Genomic DNA, 14,610 nt, shown 5'->3' on the forward strand with positions numbered 1-14,610 from the left:
AACCAGCATGAATAATCAACGCTATATTTTATATATGCGAGAATCTTTATTACCAATGACCTACATTTGGCTCTGACGCCCAGGGTTCTTGAGTGGGCAAAGGCTCTCCTTTTTGCAGCAACTCTATGGAGATATTATCTGGAGAGCGAATAAATGCCATATATCCATCTCGTGGAGGCCTATTAATGACAACCCCTGAATCTTTCAATCGTTGGCATGTCTCATAGATGTTATCTACACGGTACGCTAAATGACCAAAATTTCGTCCTTCTTGATACTCTTCACGATCCCAGTTATAAGTAAGTTCAAGCAATGGCGTTTTAAGTTGTTTTGCTCGCTCTAAGTCATTAGGTGCTGCAAGGAATACCAAGGTAAATCGGCCTTTTTGATTCTCCATGCGATTGACTTCAATCAACCCCAATTTCTTGCAATAAAAATCAAGTGATTTGTCCAAATCGGTAACTCGCACCATCGTGTGCAAATAATTCATTCTTTTTCTCCTTAAGTGAACTATTTCGACTTTACTCCGGAGGTACTTTAACCCCCTTCTATATTTGCATTTAATCCCTTCTGAATCCAGTTAGAATAGATTTTAGCGTCTATAATTAAAGTGTGGAGCTTATTATCGCCACATTTGGGTAATAAGTAGTGTTTATTAACCTCGCAAAAGGAAAAAACATGCCTGATAAGATCCAACATACTGCAGCCAGTCTGCAGCAAAAAATGCTCGCTCGTTATAGCGATGGGTTACATCATAAACATAACAAACATCATCTTGAATATCGTCAACACTGTAGATCCCACCCATGCAATCAAAGTAATGGCTTAAGTAATGAAGAAGAAGACGGGTTAAACGGTTCTACGGGATTGCTACGTCAATTTAAATTGAGGAAAATGCGAAAACGTCCCGATAAGGGAGGTTTCCATTAAAAACATACGTCCTAAAAAAAGCGATTGGATGTATGTTATTGAGCAAACGCTTTTTTTAGGACCACCTTAAATTATTCTGATAGGTGAATTCAAAATTCGCCATGAGTCACACGTTGAGAAAACCTTTTTTACACCAAATCCACGAATCTCTATGTTCCTTTACGTCCAATCCGAAAGAGGATATTGATGGATAAGCTAGCTTAAAAATATTAGCTCAGTTTAAATTTATTGTTATATACCAATAAGTTATATAATATTGCGCTGTTTCAAAATTCCCTAATGTTGGAGTAATGATAAACCACCGAAATTGTAACATTACATCCATTCCGAACACTTATTTTCATAATACCGATCATGGATCCTAATTGATCGCTATTTATCACTCAGTGTTCTTTTTCAAGCTAAGAAAATAAATTTAGCAACTATTTTATTAATTTGGAGAGTTTAAATGTTTTTTTTACATGCTAGAGCTAAAGAGGGTAGCCGAGTTATGCTATGTATTCGTGGAAACATTAGTGAGAATGGTACCCCTTACTTTATCAATGGCGAGGCTATCTATTTAGGAGAGCAAGTAGCTCCAACTAGCAGACGTATAATTAAAAAGGTAGGTGAAGTGCAGATTATAAACAATCAAATTTCTTTTCATTTCACAGATGATGATTTTAAGAAATTAATTGCTTACAAGGAAGAGACTGGGTATTCACTTATGGATGGCGGCCCCTGGGAAATACGCCAAACCACGGTAGAAGATAAACTTCCTGCAGGTATTGGGACTTTTACTTATATGTATAATAGTGCGAAAAAACCTTTTGTTAATTTAAGCATGTTCTTAAACTTTAATAATAGCGCGTTCTTTAAAACAAATGACCCTGACCTGGATCATGATATGGGTGCTTCTATGATTCTACGCAAGTAAATTCGAATATTCCCCATTGCTTAAGAATCATATTATAGAGCAAATAGTCAGCTGCCTTATAAAAGCAGCTGATTTTTACTTAAAATTAATTCAACTGAAGCAAGGGATTAATACAAATAGTTATGTTATGCAAGAACTCTATTGGTTAATAATTACTGAGGTACACTATTACCCTACGGAATTATCCTGATAAGTATAATACTTAAGAATTTTTACTACCCGCACGACATCATTTGTTCGCCTTGCCATATTAATTACTTTTTCTGCTTGTTCCTTACGGACATCGCCCATCAAATATACAACTCGGTCTGAAGTAACTATTTTGAATGCATTAGGATCAATAGAATCATCAGCAAAAATTTGGCTGCGAATTTTAGTCGTTATCCAACTGTCTTGTACTGTATTAGACTCCAAAGCACTCACTTTGACTTGATTAAACAAACGTCTATAACCCCTTACTTTGGCTAAACGCTGGCTTAATTCCATTTGCATTTCAGCGGTAGGGACATGTCCTGCTACTAAAACATCGCCGTTGAAAATTGCGATATCAATAACGCTTTCAGTGTTCTTAAAAGCATTATCAACCATTATCGCATTATTTACTTTAATGTATAAACTGTAATCATCCAGTTTTTTATAGACATTATGTCGATTGTAAACCATAGTGGCGCCTGTCCATATGCTGCCCATACAACCGGATAAGCATAGGAGAGCGAAAGCAAGTAGTGCAGCAAAACATCCTTGTTTTAACATATTATTTAGTGAATGTACTGAAAAATTTTAACCACTTTACTTACACCATTAACGCGCCGCGCGGCATCAACTGCAAGAGCTGCTTGCTGGTCATTAACGATACCCATGAGATAAACTACTTTATTTTCTGTCACAATACGAATGGAGCCGGACTCAAGTCCTTTTTTGGCCAGCAACATGCTGCGAACCTGGCTGGTAATCCAACTGTCTTTGGAGCGTTCGGTAAGTGGGATAGGGTAGCCTACCGATATTTCATTATATACTCTATATACACCCGGAGTAGTTTGCGCGATTTTTTCCGCCAAATTACGTAAAGAAGCTGTTGGTGTTTGGCCTACAAGTAGGACAACTCGATTAAAGCTGGTTACAAGAACTCGTGAATCTCTAAACTGACGGTTTGTTACGATTGCTTTATGAACTAAATGAAATAAGCGGGCATCTGCTTCCATTGTAATTACACCGCGTCGATCATAAACCATTCCTGCAACGGCGCCGGTTACTACAGCGGCAACACATCCTGTTAATAAGGTAATTACTAAAAGAAAAGCTATTGATTTTAATTTAAACTTCATTTTTTACCCCAAAACCTGACCAAACAATGATTGGTCGATTAAATCACAAAAGCAATGTAAGATGAACAGGTGCATTTCTCTTATTCGTGCAGAATTGTCTGAGGTAACACGCAGTTCAATATCTTCAGGCCCTAAATGATTTGCAAGCACACCTCCATCACGCCCGCTTAACGCAACGGTATCCATTCCGCGTTCATTTGCAGCATGAAGTGCGTGCAACATACTGTCTGAATTACCCGAAGTCGTTAGCAAAAGCAGCACATCATTTTCTTGCCCTAAGGCCTGAATTTGTCGCGCAAATACCTGACTGTAATGATTATCATTTGCAGAAAAACTTAAACTGGTCGCATCCGTACTTAAATTAATTACGGGAAGAGAAGGTCTTTCTACTTCAAACTGGTTCAACATAGCGCTCGCAAAATGCATGCAATTGGCACTTGACCCCCCATTACCACATAATAATATCTTCCCATCAGCAAGCAAACAATTTACTAAGCGTTGTCCAGCCTTGGCAATCAAATCAGATAAAGAATCAGCAAGCGCTATTTTGGTTTCTATATTCACCCCAATCAAATGTCTTACTCGTTCTTCCATTTGTACCATCATATTAAAACCTCTATTTCATACTTTTTTGTAGTTTACTGTTTAACTAAAAAATTCCCTCGTTACGCTTCGTCTCATGCCATTAAGTCAAGAAATCACTTCTCCGCCTACGTCCCGGGACTTGTTCGCGGGGCGTGAGATAATGTTCACATACTTAAACTTAATGGGAGTGACGTCTCATTTTATCCAAAATTACATCAATCAATAATCTGTGCCAAATGCATCTTTTACCCAATTAATGGACGCTGATTTTCCATCAATACTTACCACATCAAAACGAAGAGCAAATTGATTATACTTTTGATGTTCCAGCATATAATATGCGGCTGCTTTGAGTATTTTTTGCTTTTTTGCATAAGTAACACTTGCAATGCCGCCACCAAACTGCAGAGAAACCCGCGAACGCACTTCTATAAAAACCAGCTGATCTTTATCACGCATAATTAAATCAATTTCACCCAGACGGCAATTGTAATTTTTTTTAATTAATTCAAGACCTTGTTTTTCTAAATAAGCTAAAGCTTTTTCTTCAGCGATACGTCCTTTCTCATAAGTCATCAATTACGCCGTCTCACCTAATGAATGGACAAGACCTTGTCTAAATTGCCCCCACTCCAAAACACGGGCAACCTGCTGAGACGCCTTAAGATATAAAATACCCTCTCCGTTCTGCGATTGGTCTGCTGGGAATAACATCAATTGATTCAATTGGGTAGCCAAAGTATAACTATCTATTCCTAAAGCATACAATCGATTGTAGCTATTAAATTGTTCTGGCCAATTACGGGTTCCCGCCTGATGCGAGAAAACCCAAGGAATATCACAAAAAATAATTCCATCAAGATCTTTATCTTTCAAAGGATTAGCATTGCCTCCATAAACACTGGCGGTAGCATATACGGGAACATCTCCTGCATAATAATAATTTAATAAAGGCATAATTTGCCGGGCTTTTGACGGATAGGCCAGCAAAAATATCATATCAAAATCTTGCCTACGACTAATAACCGGCTGGATTTTTTGTCCTAATAACTCCCTTAATTTCTTTTCGCGTTGTTGACTGTTAGTGATTTGCAGAAAATCTTTCATTCTTTTATTCAAATCATCATTAGATCCATATAAAAAAGTATCAACAACACGTCCACCATTCTTTTGCCATTGTTGAGTAAATGCTTTGGCCACATCCTTTCCCCAATCATTTCCTGGTGCAATAATTAATGCTCGGCTATATCCTTTATTTTTTGCCCTGATTGCTACCTGAGTTGCTTCATTTGCTGGTGAAAGTCCAAATAAATAGGAATTTTCCTGGATAGCGGTATCTGCATCATTGAGTAATAGTGTAGGAACAGGATGGGGCAGTGCCGCAACTGCAGCTACTTGCGATTTAGTTAGAGGCCCCACAATGTAATCAGCACCATCATTGACTGCATTTTGATATAAAGAGGCAACATCACCTTTATTGGTATCGTAAGTTTTCACCTGCATGGATGTTTCGCTATTATTGCCCTTGTATGCCGCCATAAATCCATCCCGAACTGCAGTTCCTGGGCCTTGCAATGCACCGCTTAAGGGTAACAAAAGTGCTACCTGTTTTGGTTGGCTACGCATTTTATCTGCAATAGAGTCCAGTGGCGTAGGCAAAATATGATTTGCGGGATGACTTCTGTATTGAGATTGCCAATGATCTAAAGCAGCGAGCAGCGATTTTGGATTGTCACGATATTTGCGTGAAATCAATGCGAGCTCTATCCAGCCCTGTAACACCGCTTGATTCGCGGCTTGTGCTGCGAAAGAGTTTAATTCTGCTTGGGGTATGCGCGTTAAAGTTAACCAAAGTGTGCGACGGTTATTGGCTTGACTTTCCTCATCAGTCAACAAAGCCTCAAGTTGGATACGCTCATTAACCGATTCCAATTGTTTGCCTGTACCACGATAAGCTTGTGCTAAAAGTTCATGAAGCTGGATCTTTTGATAAGCAGATAATCCATCACGTTCAGTAATGCCATCTAATTTATTCAATGCGATTTGGGGTCGGTCACGCATGAGATCAATTTGTGCCAATAAAAGATTCTTTTCATCCTTAAGTGCCGGTGTTAAGTCAGAAGTCTGTGCTAAAATAGCAGCACCTTGGCGCCATTGCCCCTCTGAAATCAGTCGGCCTGCAGCCAAAAGCAAGGATTGTTGTTTTTCCATACCTTCTTGATTTTTAGCCTGCGCAAGGTAGCTTCCAGTAGGTTTGGAATAAGGACTCGCTATTTTTTTCTTCTCTACTTTGGGTGCAGGCACTGGTGCAGCTATTTCTGGAGGATTCACCGCTGTAGTGCATTGGCAAAGAAGAAAAGTAGATGTCAGTAAAAAAAATACGCGAATTTTTAGAAACATGTTTTTAAAAATTGAATAAGCAATAACGCAAGAGGATAAACCATGACTAACTCACTAGCAACAGGCATAGGAACTCTCTATATCGTTGCAACTCCAATAGGAAACCGTGAGGACATTACGTTTAGGGCATTAGAAGTACTTAAATCAGTTGATTTTATTTTAGCTGAAGATACACGCCATTCGGTGCAGCTATTAACTTCTTTAGGGATAAAAAATAATCTTGAATCACTGCATGCGCATAATGAAAATGATAAAAGCAAACACGTTATTGAACAACTTTTAGCGGGGAAATCAGTAGCATTAATCAGCGATGCGGGTACACCATTAATTAGCGACCCTGGTTTTTTATTAGTAAAATTAGCGCGTCAATCCCATATTCCCGTTATCCCTGTTCCTGGAGCGTGTGCATTAATTACTGCACTTAGCGCAGCTGGCATTCCTTGTGATTCTTTTCTATTTTTAGGGTTTCTTCCAGCAAAACAGCAGGCAAGAAAAAGCAAATTGGAAACCTTACGTACAGAACCGCATACTTTAATTTTTTATGAATCGACCCACCGTATTCTTGAATGCATTGATGATATCGGTGAACTCTTTGGTCAAACATGCGAGATTGTTCTGGCAAAAGAATTAACCAAAACGTTTGAACGTTTTATTACCGGTACTTTGCTTGAAGTCAAAAACTGGCTTTTAGCAGAGCCGGCACATGTAAAAGGAGAGTTTGTGCTGCTTATTCCTCCGCGTCCAACTGCTCCTGAGCCAGGTGCTCATGAAAAATTACTGAAAATATTATTGGATGAGTTACCGCTCAAGCAAGCAGTAGCCATTGCCTGTAAGCTAAGCAATGGCAGTAAAAATGAATTGTATGAAAAAGCATTGGCAATAAAAAATCAATCAACGTAGCCTGGGTGAAGCGAAGCGTAATCCGGGGGTTTTAATCACTTAAAAAAGAAAACCCGGGTTACGCTTCGCTTCACCCAGGCTACATAAATTAAATAAAGCAACAGTTATCTATATCTATATTCTCTTCTTTATTTAATAGGCGTGCATCTTCTTCATCATATATATCATCAAGAAAATCGTCTTCTTTAGGGCCTTCTAAAGCTAACCTTTCCGCCTCTTTTTTGCTTTGGTGCTGATCGTATGCATGATAAATTTCATAACCCATATACAATACAGTTAAAGCAATTGCTGCAGGCCAACATACAGCATAAGTAGCAATTAAAAGGGTAGGTACAATTGCATTCTTGGCCAAAGTAAAATAAAAATCATTACGTGCAGCTTCATATTCCTGACGTGCTTTTTCCAGCTCTTTTCCTTTAAGATGGCCTAACTCTAAACGATAACCTTTTTCCTGATACTTCGAATAAGCATCAGAAGAGAGATACATTGCTACAGCAATGGTACAAGCAAAGAAACAAACAACAGGTATAGCTGGTCCGGTAAACAGTAATGAGGCTGAAAAACCAAACATCAATAAAGCTGCGGCGGCGGCATTAAAATAAAATGTTGCTTCTTTCGTGCGCCAGTCAATTTCCAGCTCTATAATTTGCTTTTCAAGCATGGCTATATGCGCATCCCGCTCCTTTTGAGACAAATGGGTAAATAACGCTTTGTTGCGGTAATCCTCTATTTCCTTCTCGTATTGTGTCTTCTTAGCCAGATATTCCCGCTTAGCCAAATAACATTTATATAAAGTCATACACACATCAAACCCTAAGAAGGCTGCAGTAATTACCCCAGCAGTAGGATCAGGTATATGGGTAATATGATTAAAATTAGTTAAGAAATTAACTGTTGCCCATACCAAATCATTGGCAAAATTACAGTGGCGTTTATAAAATTCAAATTTAAAGCGTGCCCACATTTCTTCAGGCGTATTATTGCCTTCCCCCTTTTTAGGGCAAAAGGTATGGCGAAGTAATAGACCGAAATCAATTGCAAAACGGAATAAAAATAAACCCACACTGAAATAATTCAATACGCCATTGGGTGCCTTAAGCGTATCGATTATTTTATCGGCATCCGTATGCGTACCTAATATTTTATCCAGCTTTTCAAGAAAATGCGTTTCCTTTGCTAGAGTAAAACCCGATACTAAGGTCAAGCGGCAAAATACCCAATACACGCGGCATAAATTGGAATACGCAACATAGTCACGAATTCGCGACAAGTGAGCCGGTGCAGTGCATAAGTTTTTAAAACTATCGAGAAAGCTATTTTTTAGTGAGTCAATAAACTCTTCTTCAGCTTTTGCATCCTCTTTTTCCTTCAATAAATGTTTCTTAATTTTTTCCTTAAATTTTTTATAGTCAGCTTCTTTGCTTTGCTGTCCATAGGCTTTATGAAAGGTTTCTAAAAGAGTCGCGCAATAGTAGCAATACAACCAAAAAGCTTTATTTCTTTCTTCATCTTCATCTTTTTGCATTTGTAACACAGCAAACATGTGCTTGAATTCAGCTTCGAGCGCTTTTTGATTTTCTAATATAACGGTATAACTTTCCTTTTCCGCTTCATTTTGAATTTCTTCTAGGGTTATCTGCTGACGACCATGAAGTTGCTTAAAAAACTTTTCCTTATCGCTACTAATAGGATTTTGTTTTGAAACAGCCATGACAACCCCCTTCTTTACAAAAATTTTACAAAGTGTTTTTATAAGTACATTATCATTTGACTTTCATTTTGACAAGATGTTTTTGTATGTTTTTTTTACACAATGTTTCAAAACAGTAAAAGACGTAAATTAGGCTGTTACAAAGGAAAACTAGGCTTATTTACCAATGCAGAAACTGGAAAAAATGCGTCCCAATAGGTCATCAGAACTGAATTCACCGGTTATTTCGCATAAGCTTAGATGGGCACGGCGCAAATCCTCTGCCAATAACTCCCCCGCGCGATGCACTGTTAATTGCTGTTGACCAGTAGTAAGTAAATTTTTTGCTTCATCTAATGCGTGTAAATGACGTCTTCTGGCAAGAAAGTGGCCTTCATTCGGTTGATAACCTACTACCTGCTTTATTACGTGTTTTAGACTATCAATCCCTTCACCTGATTTAGCAGAGAGATAGATTGTATGATTTTGTATTTGCGCGCTGCGACTCAAGGTATCAATTTTATTAAATATTGTAATAATGGGAACTTCTTGCGGTAATGCTGCTTTAATTTCCTTTGTTAAATAATGATGGTGTTCCAGATCGTTCACATCAACGACGAGCAAAACACAATCTGCCTTCTTTAGCTCTTGCCAAGCTCTTTTAATTCCTTCTTTTTCAACTAAATCATCAGAATCACGTAAACCCGCGGTATCAATAATGTGTAGTGGAATATCATCAAGTAAAATATGTTCGCGCATCACATCACGAGTTGTACCAGCAATTTCCGTAACTATAGCAACATCTCGCCCAGCGAGGCAGTTAATCAAAGTTGATTTACCTGCATTGGGTCTGCCAGCGATGACTACAGATAAGCCTTCACGTAAGATCACTCCTTGATTGGCTTGCGCACGTATCTCATCCAATTCAATTAAAATATTTTGTAGTAAATAGGCTACCTTACCGTCGTTCAAAAAGTCAATTTCTTCTTCCGGAAAATCTATTGCTGCTTCTACATAGAGACGTAGATAAATAATCTTTTCGTTTAATTGATTGATTTTATTTGAAAACTCGCCTTGTAATGATTTTAAAGCCATTCGCGCTGCAGTTTGCGAACTGGCCTGAATTAAATCAGCTATTGCTTCAGCCTGCGTTAAATCAATTTTATCATTTAAAAATGCGCGCTCAGAAAACTCCCCTGGACGTGCCATTCGGGCCCCTAAATGAATGCATGCTTTAATAAGCATATCGAGCACAACAGGAGATCCATGTGCTTGAATTTCAACAACATCCTCACCAGTAAAAGAATGAGGTGCTTTGAAATAAATCATTATCCCCTGATCAATTAAAGCATCGGGTTGTGGTGATAGAACTTGTTCAAAGAATGAATAAAAGGAACAAAAAGCCGCTCTACGTGGAGTCAATGGTTTATTGCCATTAAGCGAATAAGCTATTGTGTATGCTTCTGGACCTGATAAGCGTATGATTCCTACACCGCCTCTGCCAGGCGGGGTAGCTATGGCTACTATGGTTTCTGTTGTAGACATTTATTTATTTAACTGAAACAAGTTTCTTTGCAGGTTTTTCATCGGAATATTTACGTGTAATGTACCATTGTTGCAATATGGACAAGGCATTATTCACAATCCAATACAACACTAAACCAGCTGGAAAATTCCAGAACAAGCCAGTGAACAATACAGGCAAAAACATCATGATCTTTGCTTGCATTGGATCTGGTGGTGCTGGATTCAGTTTTTGTTGAATCAGCATTGTAGCACCCATGATTAATGGCAATACATGATAAGGATCAGGTGAAGCCAAGTCGTTAATCCATAAGATAAATGGAGCTTGTCTTAATTCAACGCTTTCCAATAAAACCCAATACAGAGCAATAAATACAGGAATTTGGATTAAGATAGGTAAACAGCCACCTAAAGGATTTACCTTTTCCTGTTTATAAAGTTCCATGGTAGCTTGGCTGATTTTTGCTTTATCATCGCCATAACGCTCACGTAAAGCTTGTAATTTAGGTTGCAATTTACGCATCCCCGCCATTGACTTATAGCTGGCAGCAGATAAACGATAAAAAGCTAATTTAATTAATACCGTAACTAAAACGATTGACCAACCCCAGTTGCCCACAAAATTATAAATTGCTTTCATCAATGAGAATAATAGTGAAGATAAAAACCATAAAATTCCATAATCAACAGTAAGATCAAGCGAGGGGGCAATACTTTTTAATACGCTGGTGATTTCCGGGCCTATATACAACTTGGAACCAACTGTTGTCTGCTCTTCTGGCTTCAGTGTAATCGGTTTGCTTACAGAACCAATAATATAATCATTATTTGCAGCGCGAGTATAAAATTTATTGTTCGAATCAGGTTGGGGAATCCAAGCACTTAAAAAATAATGCTGTTGCATGGCAATCCAACCGCCTTTACTGTCTACATCCAGGTTTGCTTTATTCATATCGCTAAAGCTTACCTTTTGATAGCGGTGTTTTCCTGGTTCTGAATAGGATGCGCCCGTATAGGAGCCAACGTGAAACACACTTGACTTATCTTCTTTGGGTGAGCTACGCAACAGCTGGGTATTCAAATATCCCGTCCAATCGCTGTTTCCCCTATTAGCAATTTTGTAATTTACTTCAATAAGATAGCTACCTTTTGTAAAGGTAAACTCTTTTTTTACATCAAGTCCATCATCACTTTTTCCACTAAGAGTTACGACTAATTGCTTTTGATCGGGACCTAATTCGAATTGTTGTTTTGATGCTGTAAAATTAAAGTCAAGTGCTTGAACGTTTTGTCCTGAGGCAACAAAAAGATTGCTGTTAGCAACATAACGTTCGTTGGGCTGATTTTGTAAAAGAAGAAACGGTTTATTCTTTTCATCTACGCTTTGCGGGTAATCAAGAAGTTGACTTGCAACAACATCACCTTGTTGTAGATCAATAGACACGTTTAAAACATCTGTTTTAACATGGATTAGAGATGCATTATTGCTTTTAGTTTGTTCAGCAATTGGATTAACTGGGGTTGATGTTGACGTATTGGATGGGGTTACTTGCGGTAACAAAGGCTGTCCACTTTTCTCTTGGCTTATCGTGTTTTCTGTGGGTACTGGCTTTGGCGGATAGTCAATCTGCCAAGCATTCCAAAGTGATAAACTTACTAGCGCAAGCGCCACATATAAAACAATACGTCGTATATCCATCAATGATTCTCGTTGTTGGGGAGTACAGGATCATAACCACCACGTGACCATGGGTGGCAACGCAATACTCTTTTTAAAGCCATCCATATACCTTTGGTTATGCCACATTGTTGGATAGCACTTTCAGCATATTGTGAACAACTTGGGTAATATCGGCAACTTGGCTTTAACAAAGGGCTAATCAAATACTTATATAGTTTGATGGGTAAGCAAACTATTTTTCGTAACATGAGATTATTTTTTTCCATGTTTTGCCCATTCTAGCGTTTATAATTGCATTTGTTTGTTTTGCTACGCCTTGTCTTGCTAAAAAAACCACATCGACTGCAGGTAATTCTTGTTGTCGAAAGCTTTCTCTTAACAGCCGTTTAATACGATTTCGATCATGAGCTTTTGCTATCAGTTTCTTCGACAACGCCAGCCCAAGTCGTGCATAACCTAAATTATTCTCTCTAAAGAGAACGATAAATTCGGATGTTACAATTTTCTTCGCTTGTTCAAGCACATGATTATAATCATTTTTTGTTAATAATCGCTGTGTTTTTTTAAAAGCAAACACTTAAGCAGTCAAACGCTTACGGCCTTTAGCACGACGACGTTTAATTACTAATCTACCTACGCGAGTAGCCATACGCTCACGAAAACCATGATCACGTTTACGTTTTAAATTACTGGGTTGAAAGGTGCGTTTCATGATGAACCTGCTAATAAAATTATGAGGCTGGCAATAATAGATAACTTTTTTTCTACTGTCAATTTTGTGATCTGATTATTTTTTGTCTATTTTCTTTTTTACACCTAAATTTCTCACCTGTTAATAACTATATCATTTTATATTTTTTAATTTTTTGTTGTTATTGTGTCAGTTATCTCTTGTTGATAACTATTTTATTTTATTTGAAATCAATAAGTTAATTAATAAATAACTTTGTTCGTAAGCTCTTTTTTACCCTGTGATCTATTTGTATGTATCTTTGTGTTTTGATTTATTCATTGCTTTATCATCATCTTATTCCCTATATTTGATCCCATTTATTCATAGTTAACTTGATCCAAGATGATTTAAATTTAATCGTTTTATTTTGTTCTTAGATATTTTTTTCATGCATTTCTTGATTTGCTGAACTTTTTTTTGCTGGTACTGATTAAAAATGAAGCTTGAGGATAGTCTATGTCATGAAATACAGAACTACGATTTTTAAAAAATTTTATCAGTATTTCTCGGTTTCTTAATTTAAAGTTTTAGCTTTAGTTTTATTGATTTGTGCTGCTTTTACAGAAAAGATATGTTTTTTTAGAGAACAAATACGAATCATTTGCGTCTCTCTACGTACAATGATTTTAGATTGCTTAGGAATAATTATGGTTTTTTTAAAATCAGTTTTAAATGGAATTGGTTCGGGATCCGGCGTTGCGTGGCCATTGTTTGGGATTTTATTCGCAGCACTGGGCGGGACTATCGCCAGTTTTTTTTCTTTATCCTTAGGGATTCTTGCCATCACTTTATTTTTTTCAGTGAGTAGTCTTATTTTTTATTTTTCCTATCAAGAACAGAAAAATAGTGAACAACTTTTTCAAAATCAATTTCATAAAAATCAACAAAAATTATTAACTGACATTAACGAATATATAAAGAGTATTAATAATTACTTTTTATATGGAAAGAATGTTGAAGACTTTAATGAATTATTTAAACGAATACTCATTATGGATCTTGATAAAATAGAACATGTAGATACAAATTCACCTTTGTATCAAATTTTATTACTTCTTAAAAAAGAATATGAATTGAATCAATGCATTCCTAATAATAAAAATATATTAAAAAATATTGCTGATGAAGTATCACAACAATCAGTACCTGCCTCAAAAAAAATGATTCCTGCTTTTTTTGCTTTTGTAGGAACTTTTGGTTCTATTGCTGGGTGCTGTGCTGGAGTTTCGGGTTTATTAACGGGTATGGGAATATGTTCCAGTTTTGCAGCATTTCCTCTATTAGGATGTGGGGTTTTATTATTTGCATTAATCAGCGGCACTGCCTTAGCTTATGAAGCATTTACTGAGTCAATTGTAGATTTTAAAAAGACACAGCTCAATCTGTTGATGAAAAATATGCATCAACAATTGAGTAAAGCGACTATGGAGCGTAATCTTAAAACGACATTATATAGTGCTGCTATGTCTTTAAGCGTTCAAAATGAAAGGGAATGGGAAGCTGCTCCTATTGAACAACGCATCTTTGCTAGTCCATATTTTAAAAATTTACATGGAAACAAATTCAGATTATCTTTTTTTAATGAAAATCTATCTCATCCTGTTCTAATTAATGGTACTTTAAATGTGTTTCCTAGTGAACCATTGATGCCTTTATTTTAAATAGATTCTCGGGTAATTTGTGTGGTGTTTTTAAAAATATCCACACTTTTTTTGTGGATAACTTTTCTTTATCCAAAAGCCTGAGTATAATTTGCCTGCAGCAGCACCTTGGTGAATCGAAGAAATTCTACTTTTTCACTTCATGCAAAGTTAATTTCATACTTAATTATCTTGCTGTCCAGGTACTTTCAGTGGCATATTTAAATGCTGTGGCTAATTAGTTTTATACTCTTTTTACCACCCTTCTTTGATGAGGAGTTATGTT

Annotated in this window: 16 protein-coding genes; 4 read left to right on the forward strand and 12 right to left on the reverse strand. The window is 37.1% G+C overall.

Translation table 11 applies throughout. The features are described 5' to 3' along the window. Nucleotides 1–49 precede the first annotated feature (49 nt). Complete coding sequence (locus tag DY223_RS16835; RefSeq protein WP_058459592.1) at nucleotides 50–490, reverse strand: VOC family protein; 441 nt, start codon at nucleotides 488–490, stop codon at nucleotides 50–52. Between the two features lie 188 nt (nucleotides 491–678). On the opposite strand from DY223_RS16835, the gene DY223_RS16840 reads away from it, so the two are divergent. Together DY223_RS16840 and DY223_RS16845 are read left to right on the forward strand one after the other, a co-directional pair. Beyond that, nucleotides 679–930 carry a hypothetical protein gene (locus DY223_RS16840; protein ID WP_058459591.1) on the forward strand — a complete coding sequence of 84 codons (252 nt, stop codon included), beginning with the start codon at nucleotides 679–681 and terminating at the stop codon, nucleotides 928–930. Between the two features lie 448 nt (nucleotides 931–1,378). Beyond that, complete coding sequence (locus DY223_RS16845; protein ID WP_058459590.1) at nucleotides 1,379–1,846, forward strand: hypothetical protein; 468 nt, start codon at nucleotides 1,379–1,381, stop codon at nucleotides 1,844–1,846. A 168-nt stretch (nucleotides 1,847–2,014) separates the two neighbouring features. Here DY223_RS16845 and DY223_RS16850 read toward each other — a convergent pair whose 3' ends face one another. The 5 genes from DY223_RS16850 to DY223_RS16870 all read right to left on the reverse strand — a co-directional run bounded on the left by DY223_RS16850 (nucleotide 2,015) and on the right by DY223_RS16870 (nucleotide 6,156). Next, nucleotides 2,015–2,599, reverse strand: coding sequence for a BON domain-containing protein (locus DY223_RS16850; protein WP_058459589.1), 585 nt, complete (start codon nucleotides 2,597–2,599; stop codon nucleotides 2,015–2,017). 5 nt (nucleotides 2,600–2,604) lie between these two features. Next, on the reverse strand, nucleotides 2,605–3,171 hold the full coding sequence (locus tag DY223_RS16855; RefSeq protein ID WP_058459588.1) for a BON domain-containing protein: 567 nt from the start codon (nucleotides 3,169–3,171) through the stop codon (nucleotides 2,605–2,607). A 3-nt stretch (nucleotides 3,172–3,174) separates the two neighbouring features. Continuing rightward, the gene (locus DY223_RS16860; RefSeq protein ID WP_058459970.1) at nucleotides 3,175–3,774 is read right to left on the reverse strand and encodes a D-sedoheptulose-7-phosphate isomerase; all 600 of its coding nucleotides are present in this window, start codon (nucleotides 3,772–3,774) and stop codon (nucleotides 3,175–3,177) included. Between the two features lie 201 nt (nucleotides 3,775–3,975). Further along, a complete protein-coding gene (locus DY223_RS16865; protein WP_058459587.1) occupies nucleotides 3,976–4,332 on the reverse strand; it encodes a YraN family protein in 357 nt (118 codons plus the stop codon). Nucleotides 4,333–4,335: 3 nt separating this feature from the next. Next, nucleotides 4,336–6,156 carry a penicillin-binding protein activator gene (locus tag DY223_RS16870; RefSeq protein WP_058459586.1) on the reverse strand — a complete coding sequence of 607 codons (1,821 nt, stop codon included), beginning with the start codon at nucleotides 6,154–6,156 and terminating at the stop codon, nucleotides 4,336–4,338. Between the two features lie 42 nt (nucleotides 6,157–6,198). Between DY223_RS16870 and rsmI the strand changes: the two genes are divergently transcribed. After that, nucleotides 6,199–7,056: a 16S rRNA (cytidine(1402)-2'-O)-methyltransferase gene (rsmI, locus tag DY223_RS16875; protein WP_058459585.1), complete on the forward strand. Its 858-nt coding sequence runs from the start codon at nucleotides 6,199–6,201 to the stop codon at nucleotides 7,054–7,056. 88 nt (nucleotides 7,057–7,144) lie between these two features. Here the strand turns inward: rsmI and DY223_RS16880 are convergent, their stop codons facing one another. The 6 genes from DY223_RS16880 to rpmH all read right to left on the reverse strand — a co-directional run bounded on the left by DY223_RS16880 (nucleotide 7,145) and on the right by rpmH (nucleotide 12,663). Further along, on the reverse strand, nucleotides 7,145–8,767 hold the full coding sequence (locus DY223_RS16880) for a hypothetical protein (protein WP_064115089.1): 1,623 nt from the start codon (nucleotides 8,765–8,767) through the stop codon (nucleotides 7,145–7,147). A 156-nt stretch (nucleotides 8,768–8,923) separates the two neighbouring features. Continuing rightward, the gene (gene mnmE, locus DY223_RS16885) at nucleotides 8,924–10,291 is read right to left on the reverse strand and encodes a tRNA uridine-5-carboxymethylaminomethyl(34) synthesis GTPase MnmE (RefSeq protein WP_058459584.1); all 1,368 of its coding nucleotides are present in this window, start codon (nucleotides 10,289–10,291) and stop codon (nucleotides 8,924–8,926) included. A 4-nt stretch (nucleotides 10,292–10,295) separates the two neighbouring features. Then, nucleotides 10,296–11,969 carry a membrane protein insertase YidC gene (gene yidC / locus DY223_RS16890; protein WP_058459583.1) on the reverse strand — a complete coding sequence of 558 codons (1,674 nt, stop codon included), beginning with the start codon at nucleotides 11,967–11,969 and terminating at the stop codon, nucleotides 10,296–10,298. Then, nucleotides 11,969–12,217, reverse strand: a complete 249-nt coding sequence (yidD, locus tag DY223_RS16895) for a membrane protein insertion efficiency factor YidD (protein WP_058459582.1) — start codon at nucleotides 12,215–12,217, stop codon at nucleotides 11,969–11,971. Before yidD ends, yidC begins: the two co-directional genes overlap by 1 nt. Next, entirely contained in the window at nucleotides 12,184–12,528 is a 345-nt protein-coding gene (gene rnpA, locus DY223_RS16900) for a ribonuclease P protein component (RefSeq protein WP_058459581.1), read from the reverse strand. The genes yidD and rnpA overlap by 34 nt, the downstream gene beginning before the upstream one ends. Then, entirely contained in the window at nucleotides 12,529–12,663 is a 135-nt protein-coding gene (gene rpmH, locus DY223_RS16905) for a 50S ribosomal protein L34 (protein ID WP_058459580.1), read from the reverse strand. It abuts the gene before it with no gap. Between the two features lie 668 nt (nucleotides 12,664–13,331). Here rpmH and DY223_RS16910 point away from each other — a divergent pair. Continuing rightward, nucleotides 13,332–14,345 (forward strand): hypothetical protein, encoded by a 1,014-nt coding sequence (locus DY223_RS16910; protein WP_058459579.1) that lies wholly within the window; start codon nucleotides 13,332–13,334, stop codon nucleotides 14,343–14,345. The last annotated feature ends 265 nt before the right edge of the window (nucleotides 14,346–14,610 follow it).

This window comes from Legionella bozemanae, assembly GCF_900450575.1.
Classification (GTDB): Bacteria; Pseudomonadota; Gammaproteobacteria; order Legionellales; family Legionellaceae; genus Legionella; species Legionella bozemanae.

Coding starts and splice junctions, on each gene's coding strand:
- DY223_RS16835 (WP_058459592.1), bottom strand. CDS start 490: ATGAATTATTTGCACACGATGGTGCGAGTTACCGATTTGGACAAATCA.
- DY223_RS16840 (WP_058459591.1), top strand. CDS start 679: ATGCCTGATAAGATCCAACATACTGCAGCCAGTCTGCAGCAAAAAATG.
- DY223_RS16845 (WP_058459590.1), top strand. CDS start 1,379: ATGTTTTTTTTACATGCTAGAGCTAAAGAGGGTAGCCGAGTTATGCTA.
- DY223_RS16850 (WP_058459589.1), bottom strand. CDS start 2,599: ATGTTAAAACAAGGATGTTTTGCTGCACTACTTGCTTTCGCTCTCCTA.
- DY223_RS16855 (WP_058459588.1), bottom strand. CDS start 3,171: ATGAAGTTTAAATTAAAATCAATAGCTTTTCTTTTAGTAATTACCTTA.
- DY223_RS16860 (WP_058459970.1), bottom strand. CDS start 3,774: ATGGTACAAATGGAAGAACGAGTAAGACATTTGATTGGGGTGAATATA.
- DY223_RS16865 (WP_058459587.1), bottom strand. CDS start 4,332: ATGACTTATGAGAAAGGACGTATCGCTGAAGAAAAAGCTTTAGCTTAT.
- DY223_RS16870 (WP_058459586.1), bottom strand. CDS start 6,156: ATGTTTCTAAAAATTCGCGTATTTTTTTTACTGACATCTACTTTTCTT.
- rsmI (WP_058459585.1), top strand. CDS start 6,199: ATGACTAACTCACTAGCAACAGGCATAGGAACTCTCTATATCGTTGCA.
- DY223_RS16880 (WP_064115089.1), bottom strand. CDS start 8,767: ATGGCTGTTTCAAAACAAAATCCTATTAGTAGCGATAAGGAAAAGTTT.
- mnmE (WP_058459584.1), bottom strand. CDS start 10,291: ATGTCTACAACAGAAACCATAGTAGCCATAGCTACCCCGCCTGGCAGA.
- yidC (WP_058459583.1), bottom strand. CDS start 11,969: ATGGATATACGACGTATTGTTTTATATGTGGCGCTTGCGCTAGTAAGT.
- yidD (WP_058459582.1), bottom strand. CDS start 12,217: ATGGAAAAAAATAATCTCATGTTACGAAAAATAGTTTGCTTACCCATC.
- rpmH (WP_058459580.1), bottom strand. CDS start 12,663: ATGAAACGCACCTTTCAACCCAGTAATTTAAAACGTAAACGTGATCAT.
- DY223_RS16910 (WP_058459579.1), top strand. CDS start 13,332: ATGGTTTTTTTAAAATCAGTTTTAAATGGAATTGGTTCGGGATCCGGC.